21 protein-coding genes and 1 pseudogene (1 of these 22 running past the window's edge) are annotated in these 20,000 nt (G+C 58.6%); 7 read left to right on the forward strand and 15 right to left on the reverse strand.

What is annotated here, in order from left to right:
• Positions 1 to 457 precede the first annotated feature (457 nt).
• The 5 genes from AO277_RS23230 to AO277_RS23250 form a co-directional block, all read right to left on the reverse strand.
• On the reverse strand, positions 458 to 1,798 hold the full coding sequence (locus AO277_RS23230; protein ID WP_044319228.1) for a hemolysin family protein: 1,341 nt from the start codon (positions 1,796 to 1,798) through the stop codon (positions 458 to 460).
• A gap of 98 nt (positions 1,799 to 1,896) precedes the next feature.
• Positions 1,897 to 3,219 (reverse strand): phosphate regulon sensor histidine kinase PhoR, encoded by a 1,323-nt coding sequence (phoR, locus tag AO277_RS23235; protein ID WP_005744878.1) that lies wholly within the window; start codon positions 3,217 to 3,219, stop codon positions 1,897 to 1,899.
• A 50-nt stretch (positions 3,220 to 3,269) separates the two neighbouring features.
• Positions 3,270 to 3,959: a phosphate regulon transcriptional regulator PhoB gene (gene phoB / locus AO277_RS23240; protein ID WP_002555882.1), complete on the reverse strand. Its 690-nt coding sequence runs from the start codon at positions 3,957 to 3,959 to the stop codon at positions 3,270 to 3,272.
• 168 nt (positions 3,960 to 4,127) lie between these two features.
• Entirely contained in the window at positions 4,128 to 5,018 is an 891-nt protein-coding gene (gene ubiA, locus AO277_RS23245) for a 4-hydroxybenzoate octaprenyltransferase (RefSeq protein WP_002555881.1), read from the reverse strand.
• The gene (locus tag AO277_RS23250) at positions 5,018 to 5,578 is read right to left on the reverse strand and encodes a chorismate--pyruvate lyase family protein (RefSeq protein ID WP_002555880.1); all 561 of its coding nucleotides are present in this window, start codon (positions 5,576 to 5,578) and stop codon (positions 5,018 to 5,020) included. Before AO277_RS23250 ends, ubiA begins: the two co-directional genes overlap by 1 nt.
• A gap of 186 nt (positions 5,579 to 5,764) precedes the next feature.
• Between AO277_RS23250 and AO277_RS23255 the strand changes: the two genes are divergently transcribed.
• The 5 genes from AO277_RS23255 (at position 5,765) to AO277_RS23275 (ending at position 8,823) form a co-directional block, all read left to right on the forward strand.
• Positions 5,765 to 5,932 carry a rubredoxin gene (locus tag AO277_RS23255; RefSeq protein ID WP_002555879.1) on the forward strand — a complete coding sequence of 56 codons (168 nt, stop codon included), beginning with the start codon at positions 5,765 to 5,767 and terminating at the stop codon, positions 5,930 to 5,932.
• Positions 5,933 to 5,969: 37 nt separating this feature from the next.
• Complete coding sequence (locus tag AO277_RS23260) at positions 5,970 to 7,118, forward strand: NAD(P)/FAD-dependent oxidoreductase (RefSeq protein WP_002555878.1); 1,149 nt, start codon at positions 5,970 to 5,972, stop codon at positions 7,116 to 7,118.
• Positions 7,119 to 7,308: 190 nt separating this feature from the next.
• Positions 7,309 to 7,584, forward strand: a complete 276-nt coding sequence (locus AO277_RS23265; RefSeq protein WP_002555877.1) for an HU family DNA-binding protein — start codon at positions 7,309 to 7,311, stop codon at positions 7,582 to 7,584.
• A 250-nt stretch (positions 7,585 to 7,834) separates the two neighbouring features.
• Complete coding sequence (locus AO277_RS23270; protein ID WP_044319229.1) at positions 7,835 to 8,278, forward strand: hypothetical protein; 444 nt, start codon at positions 7,835 to 7,837, stop codon at positions 8,276 to 8,278.
• A 167-nt stretch (positions 8,279 to 8,445) separates the two neighbouring features.
• A complete protein-coding gene (locus AO277_RS23275) occupies positions 8,446 to 8,823 on the forward strand; it encodes an SCP2 sterol-binding domain-containing protein (RefSeq protein WP_002555875.1) in 378 nt (125 codons plus the stop codon).
• Here AO277_RS23275 and AO277_RS23280 read toward each other — a convergent pair whose 3' ends face one another.
• From AO277_RS23280 to AO277_RS23325, 10 genes and pseudogenes are all read right to left on the reverse strand, one after another.
• On the reverse strand, positions 8,824 to 10,785 hold the full coding sequence (locus AO277_RS23280; RefSeq protein WP_044319230.1) for a DUF7844 domain-containing protein: 1,962 nt from the start codon (positions 10,783 to 10,785) through the stop codon (positions 8,824 to 8,826).
• Positions 10,782 to 11,102 (reverse strand): DUF2388 domain-containing protein, encoded by a 321-nt coding sequence (locus AO277_RS23285; protein ID WP_002555873.1) that lies wholly within the window; start codon positions 11,100 to 11,102, stop codon positions 10,782 to 10,784. Before AO277_RS23285 ends, AO277_RS23280 begins: the two co-directional genes overlap by 4 nt.
• A gap of 38 nt (positions 11,103 to 11,140) precedes the next feature.
• The gene (locus tag AO277_RS23290; RefSeq protein WP_002555872.1) at positions 11,141 to 11,446 is read right to left on the reverse strand and encodes a DUF2388 domain-containing protein; all 306 of its coding nucleotides are present in this window, start codon (positions 11,444 to 11,446) and stop codon (positions 11,141 to 11,143) included.
• Positions 11,447 to 11,532: 86 nt separating this feature from the next.
• Entirely contained in the window at positions 11,533 to 11,853 is a 321-nt protein-coding gene (locus tag AO277_RS23295; RefSeq protein ID WP_044319231.1) for a DUF2388 domain-containing protein, read from the reverse strand.
• 310 nt (positions 11,854 to 12,163) lie between these two features.
• Positions 12,164 to 12,379, reverse strand: a complete 216-nt coding sequence (locus AO277_RS23300) for a DUF1127 domain-containing protein (RefSeq protein ID WP_002555870.1) — start codon at positions 12,377 to 12,379, stop codon at positions 12,164 to 12,166.
• Between the two features lie 320 nt (positions 12,380 to 12,699).
• A complete protein-coding gene (gene scpC, locus AO277_RS23305; protein ID WP_044319232.1) occupies positions 12,700 to 14,193 on the reverse strand; it encodes a succinyl-CoA:acetate CoA-transferase ScpC in 1,494 nt (497 codons plus the stop codon).
• A 180-nt stretch (positions 14,194 to 14,373) separates the two neighbouring features.
• The gene (locus AO277_RS23310) at positions 14,374 to 15,822 is read right to left on the reverse strand and encodes an NAD(P)(+) transhydrogenase (Re/Si-specific) subunit beta (RefSeq protein ID WP_044319233.1); all 1,449 of its coding nucleotides are present in this window, start codon (positions 15,820 to 15,822) and stop codon (positions 14,374 to 14,376) included.
• Complete coding sequence (locus tag AO277_RS23315; RefSeq protein ID WP_044319234.1) at positions 15,819 to 16,148, reverse strand: NAD(P) transhydrogenase subunit alpha part 2; 330 nt, start codon at positions 16,146 to 16,148, stop codon at positions 15,819 to 15,821. The genes AO277_RS23310 and AO277_RS23315 overlap by 4 nt, the downstream gene beginning before the upstream one ends.
• 10 nt (positions 16,149 to 16,158) lie before the next feature.
• Positions 16,159 to 17,280: a Re/Si-specific NAD(P)(+) transhydrogenase subunit alpha gene (locus AO277_RS23320; RefSeq protein WP_005744869.1), complete on the reverse strand. Its 1,122-nt coding sequence runs from the start codon at positions 17,278 to 17,280 to the stop codon at positions 16,159 to 16,161.
• A 421-nt stretch (positions 17,281 to 17,701) separates the two neighbouring features.
• Positions 17,702 to 18,608 (reverse strand): annotated as a pseudogene (locus tag AO277_RS23325) (LysR family transcriptional regulator).
• 155 nt (positions 18,609 to 18,763) lie between these two features.
• On the opposite strand from AO277_RS23325, the gene AO277_RS23330 reads away from it, so the two are divergent.
• Both AO277_RS23330 and AO277_RS23335 read left to right on the forward strand, forming a co-directional pair.
• A complete protein-coding gene (locus AO277_RS23330; RefSeq protein ID WP_044319235.1) occupies positions 18,764 to 19,945 on the forward strand; it encodes an acyl-CoA dehydrogenase in 1,182 nt (393 codons plus the stop codon).
• Between the two features lie 9 nt (positions 19,946 to 19,954).
• Positions 19,955 to 20,000, forward strand: the 5' portion of a protein-coding gene (locus tag AO277_RS23335; protein ID WP_170947399.1) for a CaiB/BaiF CoA transferase family protein. 1,178 nt of this gene lie beyond the right edge of the window; the window shows 46 of its 1,224 coding nt (coding positions 1–46); its start codon is at positions 19,955 to 19,957; the stop codon falls past the right edge of the window.

Below are 20,000 nucleotides of genomic sequence, written 5' to 3' on the forward strand. Positions count from 1 at the left end.
CACCTATCGTGCCCATGCTCCGCGTGGGTATGCCGTTCAGGACGCTCCGCGTCCGCTTTGAGTATGCGGCGCGGCGCAGACCTGTGACGCGGAGCGTTACCCAAGGCATTCCCACGCTGGAGCGTGAGGAACGATAGGCGTTCGGGAGAGCACCTATCGTGCCCATGCTCCGCGTGGGTATGCAGTTCTGGACGCTCTGCTTCCGCTTTTGAGTATGCGGCNGGCATTCCCACGCTGGAGCGTGAGGAACGATAGGCGTTCGGGAGAGCACCTATCGTGCCCATGCTCCGCGTGGGTATGCAGTTCTGGACGCTCTGCTTCCGCTTTTGAGTATGCGGCGTGACGCAGATCTGTGACGCGGAGCGTCACCCAAGGCATTCCCACGCTGAGCGTGAGGAACGATAGGCGTCCGGTAGAACACCTTGCGTCCGCTCATGAACGGGTGGAACTGATAGGGTCAGTCCAGCTTCAGCACCTTGACGAGTACGATTTTCGGGCCTTTCATCTTCTTGATGATGATGCGCAGGCCTTCGACTTCCATTTGCTCTTCTTCTTCCGGCACGCGCTTGAGTGTGTCGTAGATCAGACCGGCCAGTGTCTCGGCTTCGATGTGGTCCAGATCGATGCCCAGCAGACGCTCGATCTTGAACAACGGCGTATCGCCCCGTACCAGCAGTTTGCCCGGCTGATACGCGAGAATGCCGCGCTCCACCTTGCGATGTTCGTCCTGAATGTCGCCCACCAACACTTCAAGCACGTCCTCCATGGTCAGGTAGCCGACGATCTTGCCGTCGGCTTCCTCGACTACGGCAAAGTGCGCGCCGCCCTTGCGGAACTGCTCCAGCAGCTGCGAAAGCGGCATGTGTCGTGAAACACGCTCCAGCGGGCGGGTCAGTTCAGCCAGGTTGAACGACTCCGGGATGTGGTCCAGCGCTGCCAGTTCCAGCAGCAGGTCTTTGATGTGCAGCAGGCCGACAAACTCGCCACGTTCAGCGTCATACAGCGGATAACGGCTGAATTTGTGGCGGCGGAACAAAGCGAGGATTTCCTTGAGCGGCGCATTGAAGTCCAGCGACACCATGTCTTCGCGGGAGTTGGCCCAGTCGACCACTTCCAGCTCGCCCATTTCGACAGCAGACGCCAGCACGCGCATGCCCTGATCGCTGGGGTCCTGGCCACGGCTGGAGTGCAGAATCAGCTTCAGCTCATCGCGGCTGTAGCTGTGTTCGTGATGCGGACCGGGTTCACCCTGGCCTGCGATACGCAAAATGGCGTTGGCGCTGGCATTGAGCAGGTAGATGGCCGGGTACATCAACCAATAGAAGAAGTACAACGGGGCCGCTGTCCACAGCGACAGCAGTTCCGGTTTGCGGATCGCCCAGGATTTGGGGGCCAGCTCGCCGATGACAATGTGCAGGTAGGAAATGATGAAGAACGCAGTGAAAAACGACACGCCCTTGATCAGCTCCGGAGTGTCGACGCCCAACGCTGCGAGCAACGGCTCCAGCAGATGCGCGAACGCCGGCTCGCCGACCCAGCCCAGGCCCAGGGAGGCGAGGGTGATACCCAGCTGGCAGGCTGAAAGGTAGGCATCCAGCTGGCCGTGTACCTTGCGCAGAATGTGCCCGCGCCAGCCGTTCTTGTCGGCAATGGCTTCAACCTTGGTCGAGCGCAGTTTGACCATGGCGAATTCTGCCGCAACGAAAAAGCCGTTGAGCAGGACCAGGAACAAAGCAAAAAGAATCATGCCGAAATCGGCGAAGAGTGAAGACAGGTTGAAACTAGGGGAAGGGTCCATGATGGGGTTTTGCAGGGTCCGTATTAACAGAAGAGGGTAATGTCACGCCAGAGAAGACGCTATGAGCCCGGCAATGTAGCGGCTCAAGGCGCGATTGCCTAGTAGTCTGAATCGTCGTGTACGGGTTTGGACAGTTGGCCGCTGGCAAAGTGACAGGTAAAAACACTGCCCTTGCCGGGAACACTGTTGATTTCAAGGTTGCCGCGATGGCGCAGCAGCACATGTTTGACGATGGCCAGACCGAGCCCTGTACCACCGGTATTCGACGCGCGGCTGGTATCGACCCGGTAGAAACGTTCAGTCAGGCGCGGCAGGTGTTTGGTCTCGATGCCGATCCCCGAATCCTGCACGCTCAGGTGCGCGCCCCGCTCGTCGGCCCACCAGCGGATACGGATGACGCCTTCTGCCGGGGTGTACTTGACGGCATTGAAGATCAGGTTGGAAAACGCGCTGCGCAGCTCGCTTTCGCTGCCCTTGAGGCGCATATCGCTTTCCAGGCTCAGGTGGATCTGCTGGTTCTTGCTGCCCGACAACGCATTGGCATCGGCGGTGATGGTTTTGAGCAAGGTACTGACCATTACCGGATGATTGTCCGATGGGTAATCGGTAGCCTCGAGCTTGGCCAGCAGCAGCAAGTCGTTGAGCAGCGTCTGCATGCGCCCGCCTTGCTGATGCATCTGTTGCAGCGCCCGCACCCAGCGCGGATTGACCTCGTCCACGTTATCGAGCAGGGTTTCCAGATAACCGAATATCACCGTCAGTGGCGTGCGCAACTCATGAGACACGTTGGCGACGAAGTCTTTGCGCATCTGCTCCAGCTGGTGGATGCGCGTCACATCGCGCACCAGCATCAGGTGCTCATTGTTGCCGTAACGGGTAATCAACAACTGAATGCGCAAGCGATCATTGGTCGGTGAGGGAATCTCCAGCGGCTCGCTGTAGTCGCCCAGCGCAAAGTACTCTTTGAAGCGCGGATGCCGGACCAGGTTGGTCACGGGCTGACCACTGTCCTGCGGCGTCTTTAAACCCAGCAGGGTTTCAGCGGCACGGTTCCACCACTCCAGGTTGCCGTCGCTGTCGAGCATGATTACGGCATCGCGCAGGGCGGCGGTGGATTCCTGTACCCGGTCGATGACCGCCTGGAGGCGTCCGCGGACACGCTGATCACGGCGTTGCAGGTGATAGATGCTGTCGAACACTTCGCCCCACAGACCATAACCGTCCGGAGGCGGCTCGTCAGCCTTGTGACTGCTCAGCCAGTCATGCAGGCGCAGCAATTGTTTGAGGGTCCAGGCCAGATACAGGCCCAGTCCGGTGGCCAGGCTCCAGCCATACTGTCCACTGATCAGGCCGACCAACAGGCAGGCGGTGACCAGCAACAACATGTGGCGTATCAAGGTGCCGTGCCAATTTTGATTCAATTAAGGGTAAATCCTTGTCTGGTCACTGCCCTGCGTCGACGCAACGCCTGTCAGCTCTTTGTCGAGAAGCGATAGCCAGTGCCGCGCACGGTTTGTACCAGATTTTCGTACGCATCGCCCAAGGCCTTGCGCAGGCGGCGGATGTGCACATCAACCGTACGCTCTTCGACGTAGACGTTGCCGCCCCAGACCTGATCCAGCAACTGGCCACGTGTGTAGGCGCGCTCCTGGTGGGTCATGAAAAATTGCAGCAGACGGTATTCGGTGGGGCCCATTTCAGCCGGTTTGCCGTCGATGGTGACGCGGTGGCTGATCGGGTCGAGCAGCAGACCGCCGACTTCGATAGGTGCTTCGCCATCAGTCGGGCCGGCACGACGCAGCACGGCCTTGAGACGTGCCACCAGCTCGCGGGGCGAGAAGGGCTTGGTGATGTAATCGTCAGCGCCGACTTCCAGGCCCTGGATCTTGTTGTCCTCTTCACCCTTTGCAGTGAGCATGATGATCGGGATGTCCCCGGTCAGTTCATCACGTTTAAGGCGACGGGCCAGTTCGATGCCGGATGTGCCAGGCAGCATCCAGTCGAGCAGAATCAGGTCAGGTTTGCGGTCGACGATAATCGCATGGGCCTGCTGAGAGTTTTCGGCTTCAATACAGTCGTATCCAGCCATTTCCAACGCAACGGCGATCATTTCACGAATAGGCGCTTCGTCGTCAACGATCAGGATGCTCCTGCCAGCCATGCTCGAACCTCTTGTCATTTAACTGTCTTGGGGCGCATTAGATAACGGAATTATTGCAGTCGTGTGACAGGTGTGGTTGAGGCTAGCACGCCGACAGGTTTCGGGAGGTCGGCGGGCCTCGCGATCCTGCGTTTATTTCAGTCGAAAAGAGGCTTGCGGTGGCTGTTTTCAGCGCACCGCATAGTCGGCGACGATACCCAAAAATATCGCCAGCCCGGCCCAGTGGTTGTGCAAAAAAGCCTTGAAGCAGGCGTCCCGCTCGCGCTGTCGGGTGCTCCAGAACTCCCAGGCAAAGCATCCTGCTGCTGCCAGCAGGCCTATGTAGAAGCACGCACCCAATTCAAAACGCGCGCCGGCCAGCATCAGGCAACCCAGCGCCAGACCTTGCAGGGTCAGGATGATCACCCGGTCGGCATCGCCGAACAGTACGGCAGTGGATTTCACGCCGATTTTCAGGTCATCGTCACGATCGACCATTGCGTAATAGGTGTCGTAGCCCACGGTCCATAGCAGGTTGGCGATGTACAGCAGCCAGGCCGCAGCTGGCAGGTCGCCGGTTTCTGCAGTAAATGCCATCGGCATGCCCCACGAAAACGCAGCACCCAGCACCACTTGCGGGTAATAGGTGTAGCGCTTCATGAATGGATAGCAGGCAGCCAGCGCCAGACCGCCGAACGACAGCCAGATGGTTGTCGCATTAGTAAACAGCACCAGCACAAAGCTCAGGCCGACCAGCACCGCAAACAGCGCCAGCGCTTCCCGTGAGCTGACTTTGCCACTGACCAGAGGACGCTGCTCGGTGCGTTTGACGTGGCCATCCACCTTGCGGTCGGCGAAGTCATTGATCACGCAGCCTGCCGCGCGCATCAGAAATACTCCGACCATGAAGATGAACACTGTCTTCAGCGACGGAGAGCCCTTGCCCGCAATCCAGACCGCCCACAGGGTTGGCCACAGCAGCAGGTAAATGCCTATGGGCTTGTCGATACGTGTCAGCTGGATAAAGTCCCAGGCGCGGGGGCTAAGACGATTGAGGGATTTGAGAAGGGACAGGTACATCAGACAGGGTCCTTGTCATGGATCGTATTGCACAGAGCGGGCAGGAACACTTCGGCGACCAGCACGCTCAACGCACCACGACTGAATCGCGAGCGGCGTGCCCATAGTCCGCGAGCTGCAACAGCGTCAGGCAGCCAGGCTTCAGGGTAATGACACACTTCAAGGGTGCCGCGCGCGAACGCAGGGTCGCTGAACAGCAACTCACCCAGCGAGCGAGTGCCCAGCTCATCCATATTCAGGCCACCGTCCTGCAAAGCGCTGCGGGCGGCTACACTGCGAGCGAATACCCAGTTGCTGTCATTACCGCACAAGTACACCTCGCGCACCCAGCCTTCGCTGGCAAGTGGCAGGCCCAGCGCCAGACACTCATCACGGCGCAAAGCCTGCCAGCCTTCGAATTGCGGAAATACGCTGAAACCACCGTCAGACAAACGGTCCAGCCGGCGTGTGAGGGAGTCCTGATTGAACAACCAGTCGAGCATTATCGGTTCGGGCGCATCGATCAATTGCTCGCGCTTGAGCCAGATCGGGCTAATGAATGCGGGGGATTGCTGGGTCACGGTAAGCCAGTTCCGGCAGCCAACGAGGCCGCGAGCTTAGCATGATTGCAGGCCCCGACCGACCGCCGGTAGTACGTCAGGTTATAGAATCAGACTTGCATCCGGGCCTGCCGATCAGTACAACGCCCGTTCAGACGGCAATCGACCGTCACACGCTATTTAGCCTGATAAACGAGAGAACCGAACATGAAGAAGTGGCAATGCATCGTCTGTGGCCTGATCTATAACGAAGCCGACGGCTGGCCGGATGACGGGATTGCGCCTGGTACGCTCTGGCAGGATGTGCCGGAAGACTGGCTGTGCCCGGATTGCGGTGTGGGCAAAATGGACTTTGAGATGATCGAAATCGGCTGATAGCAGCCAGCAGAAAAATAATGAATAGGGAAGAACAATGAGCGCACCTGTGGTCATCATCGGCACCGGCCTTGCGGGTTACAACCTCGCCCGAGAGTTTCGCAAACTGGACGCAGACACGCCGCTGCTATTGATCACGGCCGATGATGGCCGGTCCTATTCCAAACCGATGCTTTCCACCGGCTTTGGCAAAAACAAGGAAGCCGACGGGTTGAGCATGGCCGAGCCTGGCGCGATGGCTGATCAGCTCAAGGCTGAAGTCCGCACGCATACGCGGATCAGCGGGATCGACCCGGGTCACAAGCGTCTGTGGATCGGTGAAGAAGCGGTTCACTACCGCGATCTGGTGCTGGCCTGGGGGGCTGAAACCATCCGCGTACCGGTGGAAGGTGATGCAGGCGATGCGATTTTCCCGATCAACGACCTTCAGGACTACGCCCGTTTTCGAGCGGCTGCGGCGGGAAAGCGTCGGGTTCTGATTCTCGGCGCAGGGCTCATTGGCTGTGAATTCGCCAACGACCTGATTCTGGGCGGCTATGAAGTGGATCTGGTGGCGCCGTGCGAGCAGGTCATGCCAACCCTGTTACCACCTGCCGCTGCGGCTGCGGTAAAGACCGGCCTTGAAAGCCTGGGTGCGCGTTTCCACCTGGGCCCGGTGCTGACCCGCCTGAATCGCAGTGGTGACGGCCTGCAAGCACATTTGTCGGACGGGCAGGTGATTGACTGCGACCTGGTGGTTTCGGCCATTGGTCTGCGCCCACGTATTGATCTGGCCGCTGCCGCGGGCTTGCAGACGGGGCGCGGTATTCTGGTGGATCGCCAGTTGCAGACCTCCCACGCCAACATCCATGCGTTGGGTGACTGCGCTGAAGTCGATGGCCTCAACCTGCTCTATGTCATGCCGTTGATGAGCTGCGCTCGGGCGTTGGCCCAGACGCTGGCCGGAACGCCAACGGCCGTAAAATATGGCCCCATGCCGATCACAGTAAAGACGCCAGCCTGCCCGCTGGTGGTTTCGCCGCCACCGCGTGGCACCGACGGCCGCTGGAGTATCGAAGGGCAGGGGGCTGATATCAAGGCGCTGTGTCATGACGCAGATGGCAACCTGCTGGGCTATGCGCTGACCGGTGCGGCAGTTATGGAAAAACTCGCACTGAACAAGGTTTTGCCTGCGTTATTGGCATAATTTCGCGTCATTTTGTCGGATAGGCCACGTATTTTTGCCAATAAACCCCGCCTGCGCACTGGCGCGGGCTGGTTCGGCATGCCATCCTCGGTCTTGTCTGCCGCTACGTAGAGCCGTCGCGGCGCCTTGTTGCCGTTTTTTACAAAGCGGCGCGGGACATAAAAACAAAAAACCGTAAAAGAGGCTTCATATGCGTAAACCAGAAGTTGCAGCCGCCATTGCTGAAAAGGCGGATCTCACCAAAGAACAATCCAATCGTGTTCTCAATGCCATCCTTGAAGAGATTACTGGCGCACTGCACCGTAAGGACAGTGTCACGCTGGTAGGCTTCGGTACTTTTCTGCAACGCCATCGCGGTGCCCGGACTGGCAAGAACCCACAGACCGGGGAGCCGGTTAAAATCAAGGCAAGCAACACAGTGGCCTTCAAACCGGGGAAAGCCCTGAAAGACAGCGTCAACCCTTGACACCCTGTTGTGCGCCTCGGCGGGAGGCGGGCAACTCACAGGCGGGCACACCACTCAGACTGGTTGCCCGCTTTTTGTTTGTGTCGTTTGTGCCGCCGATCACTCGTCGAAGCTCTTCGTGAGAATTGTCCTACTCAATTTCGTATGAATGCCTTCTCAAACCCCGGCTTTGCCTGACTTTTTCTTATTGCTGATTCCCTTAGAGTCCCGCCCCTGCTGCACCCCTTCAATTACTCTTGGGAAATCTCGAATGAAAAAGCTATGGAAGTTTGCTGCGGTTGCAACTCTGATCGCCGCTACCAGCGGCTGCGTGAGCTACAACGTCAGCCAGCCAAGCGCACCGCTGGAAGGCACGGTCAAAACCGACCTCAAGGCGGACGTCAAGGTAGGCGGTACCATCAGCGGCGAGTCCTCCACCAATGTGTTGTTCAATTTCCTGAGTTTCGGCGGCGATAACCAGTTCGCCGATGGCGTGACATACGGCGGTGCAAGCGGCGGTGGCGGTCTGGGTCTGGCGCTGCCTGATCCTGTCTCGACGACCAAAGCGGCAGCCGCCTTCAAGGCGGTTAAATCCTCCGGTGCCGATCTGATCGTCGCGCCGCGTTACGAAGTCAGCATCAAGGACTACTTCATCTTCAAGAAGGTTGATGTGAAGGTCACCGGCAGCAAAGGCAACATCAACAGCATTCGTTAATGCTGTCGTGATGCTGCTTCCCACGCGAAGCAGCATCCTTGCGTTCAACAAGTGTTTTGTACCGATCTCCCTCGAAATTCATCTTGTCCTACAGGTTTTGGGCCAATAAACCGCTACACTGCCACGCCGATCCTGATCACCGGATCCAGTGCGTACAGAGGCCGAGCATGAAGTTTCGTTTTCTATTGTGGATGCTGGGCCTGCTAATGGCCCGCGCCAGTCGTAACAACCCCGCGTTCCAGCAGCAGTTGGCTGGCAAGGACCTGACATTTCAGTTACAGACCGCAGATGGCAAAATCGCGCGTCACTTCGTGGTGCACGATCAGCGCATTCGCAGTGCCAGCGGTGTGGTTGCAGAGCCAGCCTTTGCCATCTCGTTTCGCGATGCAGCCTTTGGTTTTGACACCCTCCAGGCGAAGAACAAGCAACTGGCGTTCATGAAGGGCATTCAGGACAAGGATATTCAGATCAAGGGCAACCCGGCCCTGGTGATCTGGTTCCAGGGCCTGGTCAAATACCTCAAGCCGAAAAAGAAAGCTGCCTGATCACGGCAGTTGCAGCCCGCCTGCTGCCTTGTGCAGTGCCCGAAGGTGCTCGGACACCTGTTTGAGGTTGGCTTCGTTGGCTGCAATTTCCTTGGCGCGGTCTGGCTCCAGCAGGGCGCGCACTTCCTTGTCGAGATCGCCGGTCAGACGCTTGAGTTGTTTCTGGCGTTGACTGCTTTCTGCTTCAAGCCGCTGCCATTCCCCCGCCTGTGGCAAACCGTACCCGCCGCTGCCGAGCAGCTCGGCTGGCCGGCTGAGAAAGCCGCTGCTGGCGAGGATCTCCTGTAGCGTTTTGGTGGCATTGGAGACCTTGCCGTCTTTCACTTCGCGTGCACCGAGATAGCTCTGCTTCACTTCGTCCTGGGCCAATAGCAGTTGCCTGCGCAGGCTGGCCTGCTCCAGCAGCAGAATCGCAGCACTGGTACGCAGATCGGCCTTAGCGAACCACTGGCTGCGCTCACTGGCTGGCAGGGCCATCCATTCTTCAACGGTGTTCTGCTTGATCGGCAGGTGCTTCTTCAAAACCTCGAACATGGCCTGATAGCGGTCACGGTAGGAATCGAAACGGTAGCCCAGACGCAATGCTTCTCTGGGGTCGTCCAGCACACTGGTATCGGCCAGCCCTCGGCCTTTGAGGACTTCAAGCAGGCCGTTGGGCAAAATGCTGTCCAGGCCGACGAGCTTGGGATTGTGCGTACCGGCGCGCAGCAACTTGAGGTTTTCAACGGCGCAGTTGTTCGAGAGGAAGTAGTAATTGCCGTCGTAGCTCCAGTGCATCTCGGCAGCGTGCTGGACCAGACCTTCGATTTCCGGGCGCGACAGCTTGATTGGCACGGAGGCCAGGCTGCGCAGTTCGGTCTTGGTGTATTCATCGATGACCTGCGCCAGCGGCAAGACGAACAGCCGTGACGGGTAGGCACCCATCAGGCCGTCCCAGCTCGATAGCTGTACATCGCCGACGAATGCCCGATAAGACAGCACCAGATGCTGGTCAAGGTCCAGGCGGCAGTCCGGCCCACGAGGACGACCAGGTTTGCAGATCACCAGGCGTAACATGCTGTGACCCCAGCGGCTTGCCCAGTTCTGATTCGCCTCGGCGAGCAGATAATCCACCGCGTAGACCCGCTCGGGGTCCAGCTTGCCCAGCGGCTCACGGCCGAAGTCGCTGCCGGCATTCAGGTAAGGGTAGTACGTGGGGCATTTATCCCGTGCTGCGGGTGCCCAGCCAAAGCGCTCTTTGTAATACGTATACAGCGCCGGGCGACGACAGGCGTAGGCCGGGTCGAGGAGGAAATACTCCATGTTCACGGCCACGAATTCCAGCGGGCTGGTGGTTTCGTAGATGTCCGGGCTGCGGGCGACCTGGCCGTTATGTTCCTCGCGTTCACCGCGGCGTCCGACGTATTGCTGCCAGCCCGCCAGATCCAGCAGGCGAGGGTCATCACTCAGGGTAAAGCGTCGCTCGGTCTGACCTCGGCAATTGTCGGGCAGGCCGATCTTGCCGAGTGAGCTGTTGCGTGATCCGCAGCGGAAGATAGCCGAGCGCTCGGCAGGCGACCACAGCCGAGCGCGGTCGTAGACGTGGGTCAGCTCATGCAGGACGGTGGCGAGCAACTCCTGGCGCACCGTTCCGTGTGGACGGCCTGTCTGGGCGGTGGCTGCCGAACCGTCGGTCAACGAGGCCAGCAAGTGGCTGTTGAGGTATAGCTGATAAGGGCCCGCCGCCTGACCGTAGGCGTTTTGCGGCATGTCGCTGGACCAGCTTACCTCGACGGTTCGGTCCAGTGCTTCGACGAAGCTGGGCGGCAGCGCGTGCATGGCTTCGTCGAGCAGCGTCTGGCTGGCTTGCTGTTGCGGCGCATCGAGGCCGTCCGTGTGCAGTTCCAGCTTCAGGCTGGCAAAGGCATGCGTCCCGACCAGCGACAGCGCGCCAGCAAGCAGCCAGGCGCGAAATCGCCTCACAATGCGAGGATTGCTTCAGCCAGGGTCTGATCGCTTGCGCCGCGTGCTTCTGGTACGCGAGTGCGCAGTGTATCGAAGGCAGCATCCAGCTGGGCACCGTGGATGTCACCGCCGCTGGCAACGTAACTGGCGGCGTCGTCCTTGGCCTGGAGCACGACTTTGGAGTCGCGAATCGATGTAGTGGTGTCCGAGGTGAAATCAATGGTACGGCCAAACGCGCGAACGATGATGTTGCTCGTGGCTACAACGGTCTGAGCCTGGGCAAAATCGGCCAGCAATAGCAGGCCAAGGGAAGCAGCAATCAGCGGGGTACGCATGTAGTGACGTCTCCAGTTACGCAAAGAGGGGAAAGTGGCTATTGGACGAGGATTGCCTGCGCCAGTTCAAGGTCGCTGGCACGAAGTTTTGCATCTGCCTGACGCAGGGCGTGCAGCGCGGCCTCAAGCCGGGCACAGCGTATATCTCCGTCGCTGGCGATGAACGCAGCAGCGTCGTCTCTGGCAGCCATCATGAGCTTGTTATCGAAAGGTGCTGTTGTGACCTGACTGGTTGCATAGCCGGTCTTGACCAGACCCTGCGTGGTCGTATCGAACGCTTGAACCTGACTGATGCACATCAGGCTGGCAACGGGTGCGATAAACAGAAGGTGCAGTAAACGCATGACTTTCACGAACCGGCAAAACAGGTAGCAAGGCTAGCGCAATGCTCTGGCCAGAGCTACCCCGGCACATGGCCGGGGCACAACGGTCAGATGGCCAGAATGGCCTGAGCCAGTTGGCTGTCGGTCGCTTGCAGTTCAGGCAGAACCTGGCGGATGTGTTGCAGCGCACCTTCGAGGCGAGCGCTACGGATGTCGCCGGAGCTGGCCACGAAGCTGGCGGCATCGTCACGGGCGGCCAGAACGATCTTGTCATCTTTCAGAGAGGAGGAAATGTTGGACGTGGCACGTGTCGATGCATTGACTGCATCGACCACTGCATCAGTGGTCACAATAAAAAAGCTGGAGGCGTTGGTACCTGCAGCAGCAGTCAACAGGAAGGCAGCGCCGAGGGTACGTAGCAGAGACATGATCGAGTTCCATTGTGGTCAAAAGGGCACAGGCTGCCTGCGAGGCCGAAGGGCCGAGGTAGAGCGCTAGACTATCCCACTGATAGCGCGCTTGTCATGGCAGTCGATGGCTGCAGCTTGCACACTTTGCATTATTTGGTAACTGTACCTGACGTTTTTGATTTATCTGAAACTGTGCTGTTATTGGCAATCTGTTAAGTACCTGCCCGAAAACGACAAAACCCGTCTCGGTTGCCTGAGACGGGTCTTGTATGAAGCAATTCGGGTTGCTGGCGAGAGACTTTAAGGTCTGGGACCAGCGAGCGCTGATTCAGCGCCAGAACGGCTTGCTCAGCTCTTCGTAACGCTGGGATTCGCTGATACCGGCGTCAGCCAGCAGGCGTGCATCCAGACGAGCCAGTTGATGGCGGCTGGACAGGCGACGCTGCCAGAGCATCAGGTTGGCGAATACGCGCAGAGGCAAAGAAGCTTTTGCAGTGGTAACGGTGCTTTCGCTGAACAGATCGGAACTGATTGTACGTTCCATGGTGTGACTTCCTTCCGCTTGTGGCGGGATAAGTGAGTTGCTTGACTGGTGCCCATTTTCCTCGCACGCGTCCAGCTTCCATAGACACAGTTCACTTGTATTGTGAGGGTTCAGTTAACTGTGATTGGGCACTGTTTTGTTCATAAATGGGGCAACTGTACCGGTTGGCACCATATGAGTGCATTTTGTGGTCGATTATGGTGATTTTGGCGATTTGAGGCAGTTTTATGACCGGTACAGCAGTACAGTTTTTCAAGAAGCTGTTGAGTGCGAGGAGGAAGTGAGTCGGGGAAGGTCTCGTTCACTTCCAACTGTCCTGTTCAGCCCGGAAGCATGCGCCCGGTTTCTTCCAGGTTGATGTGCCAACTCAGTGCTTCGCGCAGGATGTGCGGGGTATGGCCGCCCAGCACGCAAGCGGCTTTGAAATAGGCGTTCAGCGCGTCGCGGTAATCCGGGTGTACGCAGTTGTCGATGATGACCCGCGCACGTTCGCGAGGGGCCAGGCCGCGCAGATCTGCCAGGCCCTGCTCGGTGACCAGAATGTCAACGTCATGCTCGGTGTGGTCGACATGGCTGACCATCGGCACAACGCTGGAAATCGCGCCGGCCTTGGCAATCGACTTGGTGACGAATATCGCCAGGTGCGCATTGCGCGAGAAATCCCCCGAGCCGCCAATGCCATTCATCATGCGCGTCCCGCACACGTGGGTAGAGTTCACGTTGCCGTACAGGTCGAATTCCAGCGCAGTGTTGATGCCGATGATACCCAGGCGGCGGATCACCTCGGGGTGATTGGAGATCTCCTGGGGGCGTAGTACCAGCCTGGACTTGTAGCGATTGAAATCGGCAAAGACTTCCGCGTGTTTGGTCGCCGACAACGTCATGGAACTGCCTGAAGCAAAGGTCAGTTTGCCCGCGTCGAACAGATCGAATGTCGAGTCCTGCAGCACTTCGGAGTACATCGTCAGGTCCGTGAAGGGAGACGCCAGCAGGCCGTGCATCACGGCGTTGGCGATATTGCCGATACCCGCCTGTAGTGGCATCAGCTTGTCGGTAAGCCGGTCTTCGCGCACTTCCTTCTTGAAGAACTCCACCAGATGGTTGGCGATGGCCTGCGTATCCGCGTCAGGTGGGGTGACGGTGGACGGTGAATCTGGTTGATTACTGATGACAATGCCGACGATCTTCGCCGGGTCGATCTTCACTGCATGGCTACCAATGCGCGAGTCTGCTTCCAGCACCGGAATCGGCAGGCGCGTCGGCCGGTAGCTGGGTATATAGATGTCGTGCAGACCTTCCAGCTCCAGCGGCTGCGACAGATTGATTTCTACGATCACCTGCTTGGCCAGAATCGCGAAGCTGGCCGAGTTGCCGACAGAGGTACTGAGCACCAGATGGCCTTCCTCGGTGATCGCAACGCATTCGATCACCGCCAGGTCCACCGCCTTGATCTGCCGATTGCGCAGCATCTCGACGGTATCGGACAAGTGCTGATCGATGAACATCACCGTGCCGTTGTTGATCGCCTTGCGCAGTGTGCTGTCGACCTGAAAGGGCATGCGCCGGGACAGCACGCCGGACTCGGTCAGTTGCTTGTCCAGGTCATTGCCCAGGCTGGCACCGGTCATCAGGCTGATTTTCAGCGGTGTCACTTTGGCGCGCTCGGCCAGCGCATGGGGCACGGCCTTGGCTTCGCCTGCGCGGGTGAAGCCACTCATGCCGACGGTCATGCCGTCTTCAATCAAGGCGGCAGCGTCGGCTGCGCTCATAACCTTGCTCATCAGGGAGGGCAGGCGGATACGGTCACGGTACATGAATTCTGTCTCGTAGATAGAAGCGAGCGACAAGTCTAGAGCGTTGAACGGGGTTCGTCCTGCTACCAAGGTCGCATTTGAGGGCTCTAATTGGCGGCTTTCAGCGCAAAACACTGTTACGCGGAATGTAAAAAGCCCCGGTCGCCAAGCGAGCCGGGGCTTTAATGAGGCAGGGTCAGACTAGGCGTTTTCGACGGCCTTCACCATGTCCTCGATCACCTTTTTGGCATCTCCGAATACCATCATGGTTTTATCCAGATAGAACAGTTCGTTATCCAGACCAGCGTAACCACTGGCCATCGAGCGTTTGTTGACGATGATGGTTTTGGCCTTGAATGCCTCCAGAATCGGCATCCCGGCAATGGGCGATTTCGGATCGTTCTTGGCGGCGGGGTTGACCACGTCGTTGGCACCGAGCACCAGCACCACATCGGCCTGACCGAATTCGGAGTTGATGTCGTCCATCTCGAACACCTGATCGTAAGGCACCTCGGCTTCGGCCAGCAGTACGTTCATGTGCCCCGGCATGCGCCCGGCCACCGGGTGAATGGCGTACTTCACCGTGACACCACGGTGCACCAGCTTCTCCGTCAGTTCCTTGAGTGCATGCTGCGCGCGCGCGACTGCCAGCCCGTAACCCGGCACGATGATCACGGTGTCGGCGTTGGTCAGCAGGAAGGTGGCATCGTCTGCCGAGCCGGATTTCACCGGGCGGGCGTCCTTGCTACCTGCCGGCCCTGCCGAATCCGTTGCGCCGCCGAAGCCACCGCCGATCACATTGAAGAACGAGCGGTTCATCGCCTTGCACATGATGTAAGACAGGATCGCGCCCGAAGAACCGACCAGCGAGCCCGCGATAATCAGCATCGAGTTGTTCAGCGAAAAGCCGATCCCGGCCGCTGCCCAGCCTGAATAGCTGTTGAGCATCGAGACCACCACCGGCATGTCTGCACCGCCAATCGGGATGATCAACAGCACACCGATCACGAACGCCAGCGCGAGCATGATCGCAAAGGCAGTAAGGCTACCGGTGAACATGAAGGTCAGACCAAAGAACAGTGTGGCCAGACCAAGCATCAGGTTGAGCTTGTGCTGTCCGGCAAACTGTACTGGTGCACCTTGAAACAGCCGGAATTTGTACTTGCCCGACAGCTTGCCAAAGGCGATTACCGAGCCGGAAAAGGTGATCGCGCCGATGGCCGCTCCGAGGAACAGCTCAAGACGATTACCTGCGGGGATGGCATCGCCCAGATGACCAACGATGCCCAGTGACTGAGGCTCTACTACGGCCGCGATGGCGATGAATACCGCTGCCAGGCCGATCATGCTGTGCATGAACGCGACCAGCTCAGGCATTTTGGTCATTTCAACGCGCTTGGCCATGATCGAGCCAGCGGTCCCGCCCACCAGCAGGCCGACCACAATGTAGCCAATGCCCGCACTGGTACCTTCAGCGGTAGACAGCGCAGCCAGTTTGAACACCAGCCCGATTGTCGTGATGACCGCCAGACCCATACCGAGCATGCCGAACAGATTGCCGCGGCGTGAGGTGGTGGGGTGTGACAAGCCTTTGAGTGCCTGGATAAAGCAGATCGACGCGATCAGATACAGCAGGGTGACCAGATTCATGCTCGTGACTTCGGCGCCTCGTCCTTTGCCTTGGGGGCCTTTTTCCTGAACATCTCCAGCATCCGCCGAGTGACCAGAAAGCCGCCAAACACATTCACCGCTGCCAGTGCGACAGCCAGCGTGCCCATGGTTTTGCCCAGCGGCGTCACCGTGAGTGCGGCGGCGAGCATGGCGCCAACGATGACGATGGCCGAGATAGCATTGGTGACGGCCATGAGCGGCGTATGCAGTGCGGGCGTGACGTTCCAGACCACGTGGTAGCCGACATAGATTGCCAGTACGAAAATGATCAGGTTGTAGACGCCGGGGGAAATCAGCTCTTCCATTGGTGTGTCCTCAGCCGTTCTTGCGTACGACTTGCCCGTCGCGGCACATCAGGCATGCGGCGACGATGTCGTCTTCGAGGTTGATCGAGAATGTGCCGTCCTTGTCGAACAGCAGCTTCATGAAGTCCAGCAGGTTGCGGGCATAGAGTGCAGAAGCATCGGCTGCGACCAGCGCTGGCAAATTGGTGTGGCCGACGATGGTCACTCCGTGCTCGACGACGACTTGATCTGCCACAGTCAGCGGGCAATTGCCGCCTTGTGCAGCGGCCAGGTCGATTACTACCGAACCGGGCTTCATCTGCGCCACGGTTTCGGCGCTGAGCAGCACCGGTGCCTTGCGGCCGGGGATCAGGGCGGTAGTAATGACGATGTCCGCCAGCCTGGCCCGCTCGTGAACGGCTGCGGCCTGGCGTTGCATCCAGCTGGCAGGCATCGGGCGGGCGTAACCGCCAACGCCTTCGGCGCATTCGCGCTCTTCGTCGGTCTCGTAGGGCACATCAATGAACTTGGCACCCAGCGACTCGATCTGCTCCTTCACTGCCGGACGCACATCCGACGCCTCAACCACTGCACCCAGCCGTTTGGCGGTGGCAATGGCCTGCAGACCGGCAACGCCTGCGCCCAGGATCAGCACCCGTGCGGCTTTGACAGTGCCGGCAGCGGTCATCAGCATGGGCATGAAGCGCGGGTAGTGGTGTGCGGCAAGCAGCACGGCCTTATAGCCCGCGATATTGGCCTGCGAAGACAGCACATCAAGGCTCTGCGCGCGGGAAGTGCGCGGTGCGGCTTCCAGGGCGAACGCGGTGATGCCCTGTGCGGCCATCTTGCCGATGAGTTCATTGTTGAAGGGGTTGAGCATGCCGATGACCACCGAGCCGCTCTTGATCAGGCTCAGCTCATTATCGTCGGGCGCTACAACCTTGAGGATCAACTCGCCCGCAAACGCTTCGTTCGCGCTCCCAATCACAGCGCCTGCAGCTTCGTAAGCGCTGTCCGGAACGCTGGCCTGAATGCCTGCGCCGCTCTGCACAGTAATCCTGTGCCCTTGGCTGATCAGCTTTTTGATGGTTTCCGGGGTAGCAGCTACCCGGGTTTCGCCCGCTTGCGTTTCGAGAGGAACACCAATGTGCACGACAAATCTCCTGCGCGATTTTTTATCGTTCGTGTGTAGGCCAGTGCACTACGGCTGGTGCATCTGGCATGGCCAGGCAGCACGCCCCTTTGCAGCAGGGGCGGGGCATTTTGCAGGCGAAGTTTGCGGGCTTCAATACATTCTGTAACGAAACTATAGATGAACTACAAGTCACACTGTGACCTATTGTCGCAGTAATTGGACGCAGGCCATTACCTGGATGGGTTTTGGCGCTATTCCGTACAAAAAAGGTGATTAATATTTTTTTGCTCGAAAATATCGCACTCAAGCCAAAATAAGGCAAAAGACCTTGTAAATATTAGGGGGTAAGCCTTTTTTTGCGGCAAGCGAGAAGTTGTTTTAACGCGACATAAGGTTATATCTGTAGGTGTTATCTTCCGTTGACTACCTGAAATGCTGCTCAGATCTGCTCTTGTGGCAGCTGGTAATTCCGGGCCTGAGCGACCAGCCAGTCGCGAAATGCGCTGAGTGATGCCGACTCCACTTTCCGTTAGGGAATCATCAGGTGGAGGCCTTGCTGCCGGGCAGCGAACAGACGTTGGCAATCACCAGGCGCTTTTCATGCAGTTCGCGCTGAATAAGGAAGGGTGGGATCAGTGCCACACCCATGTCGTGCATGGCTGCCTGCGCGAGCATCGAAAACAGCTCGTAGCGAGGGCCGGTCATATCGCGGGCCACATCCATGCCCTGCGCGTTGAACCATTGGCGCCACGCATAGGGGCGCGTGGTTTGTTGAAGCAATGGCAGCTCGGCGAGCTCGCTTGCTTGCAGATGGTCTCGCCCGTTCAGGAAGGAGGGGCTGCAGACCGGCATGGAGTTTCACTCATCAGCCGATGCGACTGGGTGCCGGACCAGTCGGCGTCGCCGAAATAGATAGCAGCATCGAAGTCGGTGTCAGCAAACAGAAAAGGGCGCGTGCGGTTGGTCAGGTGAACCGTGACATCGGGGTGCTTGTGCTGGAAGTCCTTAAGGCGTGGCAACAGCCATTGAGTGCCGAACGTCGGCACCACGGCGAGCTCGATGGCGTTGGCGCCTTGTTGGCCCATGACCGACAGGGTGTCGCGCTCGACTGCGTCCAGTTGCTGGGCCACGCGTCGGCTATAGGAAAGCCCTGCCTCCGTGAGCTTTACTCCCCGTCGAGAGCGCCGGAACAGCTCAACGCCGAGAAACTCCTCAAGCCCGCCAATCTGTCGGCACACCGCGCCTTGTGTCAGGGACAGCTCGTGAGCGGCCTTGGTAAAGCTTTCGTGTCGGGCAGCTGCTTCGAAACTGACCAGTGCAGTGGTGCTGGGTATTTTGCGTCTCATATCCTTTCTTCTCACTGGTCTTTTTGTTATGCGGGCCTGAAGCGGCTCTTGGAGTGAGAAATTAGCACAAGAGGTTGATAAAACCTCGTTTGTCGCCGGATGACACCAGGACTAGGATCGTTAAAGGATTTTTCAGCTGAACGTGAGGAACATGCATGAGCGGTAAAGCAAGTTTTAACTGGATCGACCCATTGCTGCTGGATCAACAGCTCACTGAAGAAGAGCGCATGGTTCGCGACACTGCCGAGCAGTTCGCCCAGAGCAAGCTGGCCCCGCGCGTGCTTGAAGCCTTCCGTCACGAGAAAACCGACCCGGCCATCTTTCGCGAGATGGGCGAAGTGGGGTTGCTGGGTGCAACGACTCCGGAAGCGTTTGGCGGCAGTGGCTTGAATTACGTCTGTTATGGGCTGATCGCCCGTGAAGTCGAGCGTATCGATTCAGGCTATCGATCAATGATGAGTGTGCAGTCCTCGCTGGTCATGGTGCCAATCAATGAATTCGGTACGCAGGCCCAGAAAGAGAAATACCTGCCTAAACTGGCCTCGGGCGAATGGATTGGCTGCTTCGGCCTGACCGAGCCCAACCATGGTTCAGACCCAGGGGCGATGATCACTCGTGCCCGGAGTGTCGAGGGTGGTTATCGCCTGAGCGGCAGCAAGATGTGGATTACCAACAGCCCGATCGCGGATGTGTTTGTGGTGTGGGCCAAGGACGATGCTGGCGATATCCGCGGTTTCGTTCTCGAAAAGGGCTGGGCAGGTCTGAGCGCCCCGGCTATTCATGGCAAGGTCGGTCTGCGTGCGTCGATCACTGGCGAGATCGTCATGGATAACGTGTTCGTGCCTGAAGAAAACATCTTCCCGGACGTGCGCGGTCTGAAAGGTCCGTTCACCTGTCTCAATTCTGCGCGCTACGGTATTTCCTGGGGCGCGCTGGGTGCGGCGGAGTTCTGCTGGCACACCGCGCGGCAATACACCCTCGACCGTCAACAGTTTGGGCGTCCGCTGGCGGCCAATCAGCTGATCCAGAAAAAGCTGGCGGACATGCAGACTGAAATCACTCTGGCGCTGCAAGGCTGCCTGCGTTTGGGACGCATGAAAGACGAAGGTACGGCTGCCGTAGAGATTACCTCGATCATGAAGCGCAATTCCTGCGGCAAGTCGCTGGATATCGCGCGCATGGCTCGCGACATGCTGGGCGGTAACGGTATCTCGGACGAGTTCGGCATCGCCAGGCATCTGGTCAATCTGGAAGTAGTGAATACCTATGAAGGTACGCACGATGTGCACGCGTTGATTCTAGGGCGTGCGCAGACCGGCATTCAGGCCTTCTATTAAGGAGGGCTGATCATGGGGGCGCTTTCACATATCCGGGTGCTCGACTTGTCCAGGG

It is taken from the genome of Pseudomonas amygdali, assembly GCF_002699855.1.
Classification (GTDB): domain Bacteria; phylum Pseudomonadota; class Gammaproteobacteria; order Pseudomonadales; family Pseudomonadaceae; genus Aquipseudomonas; species Aquipseudomonas amygdali.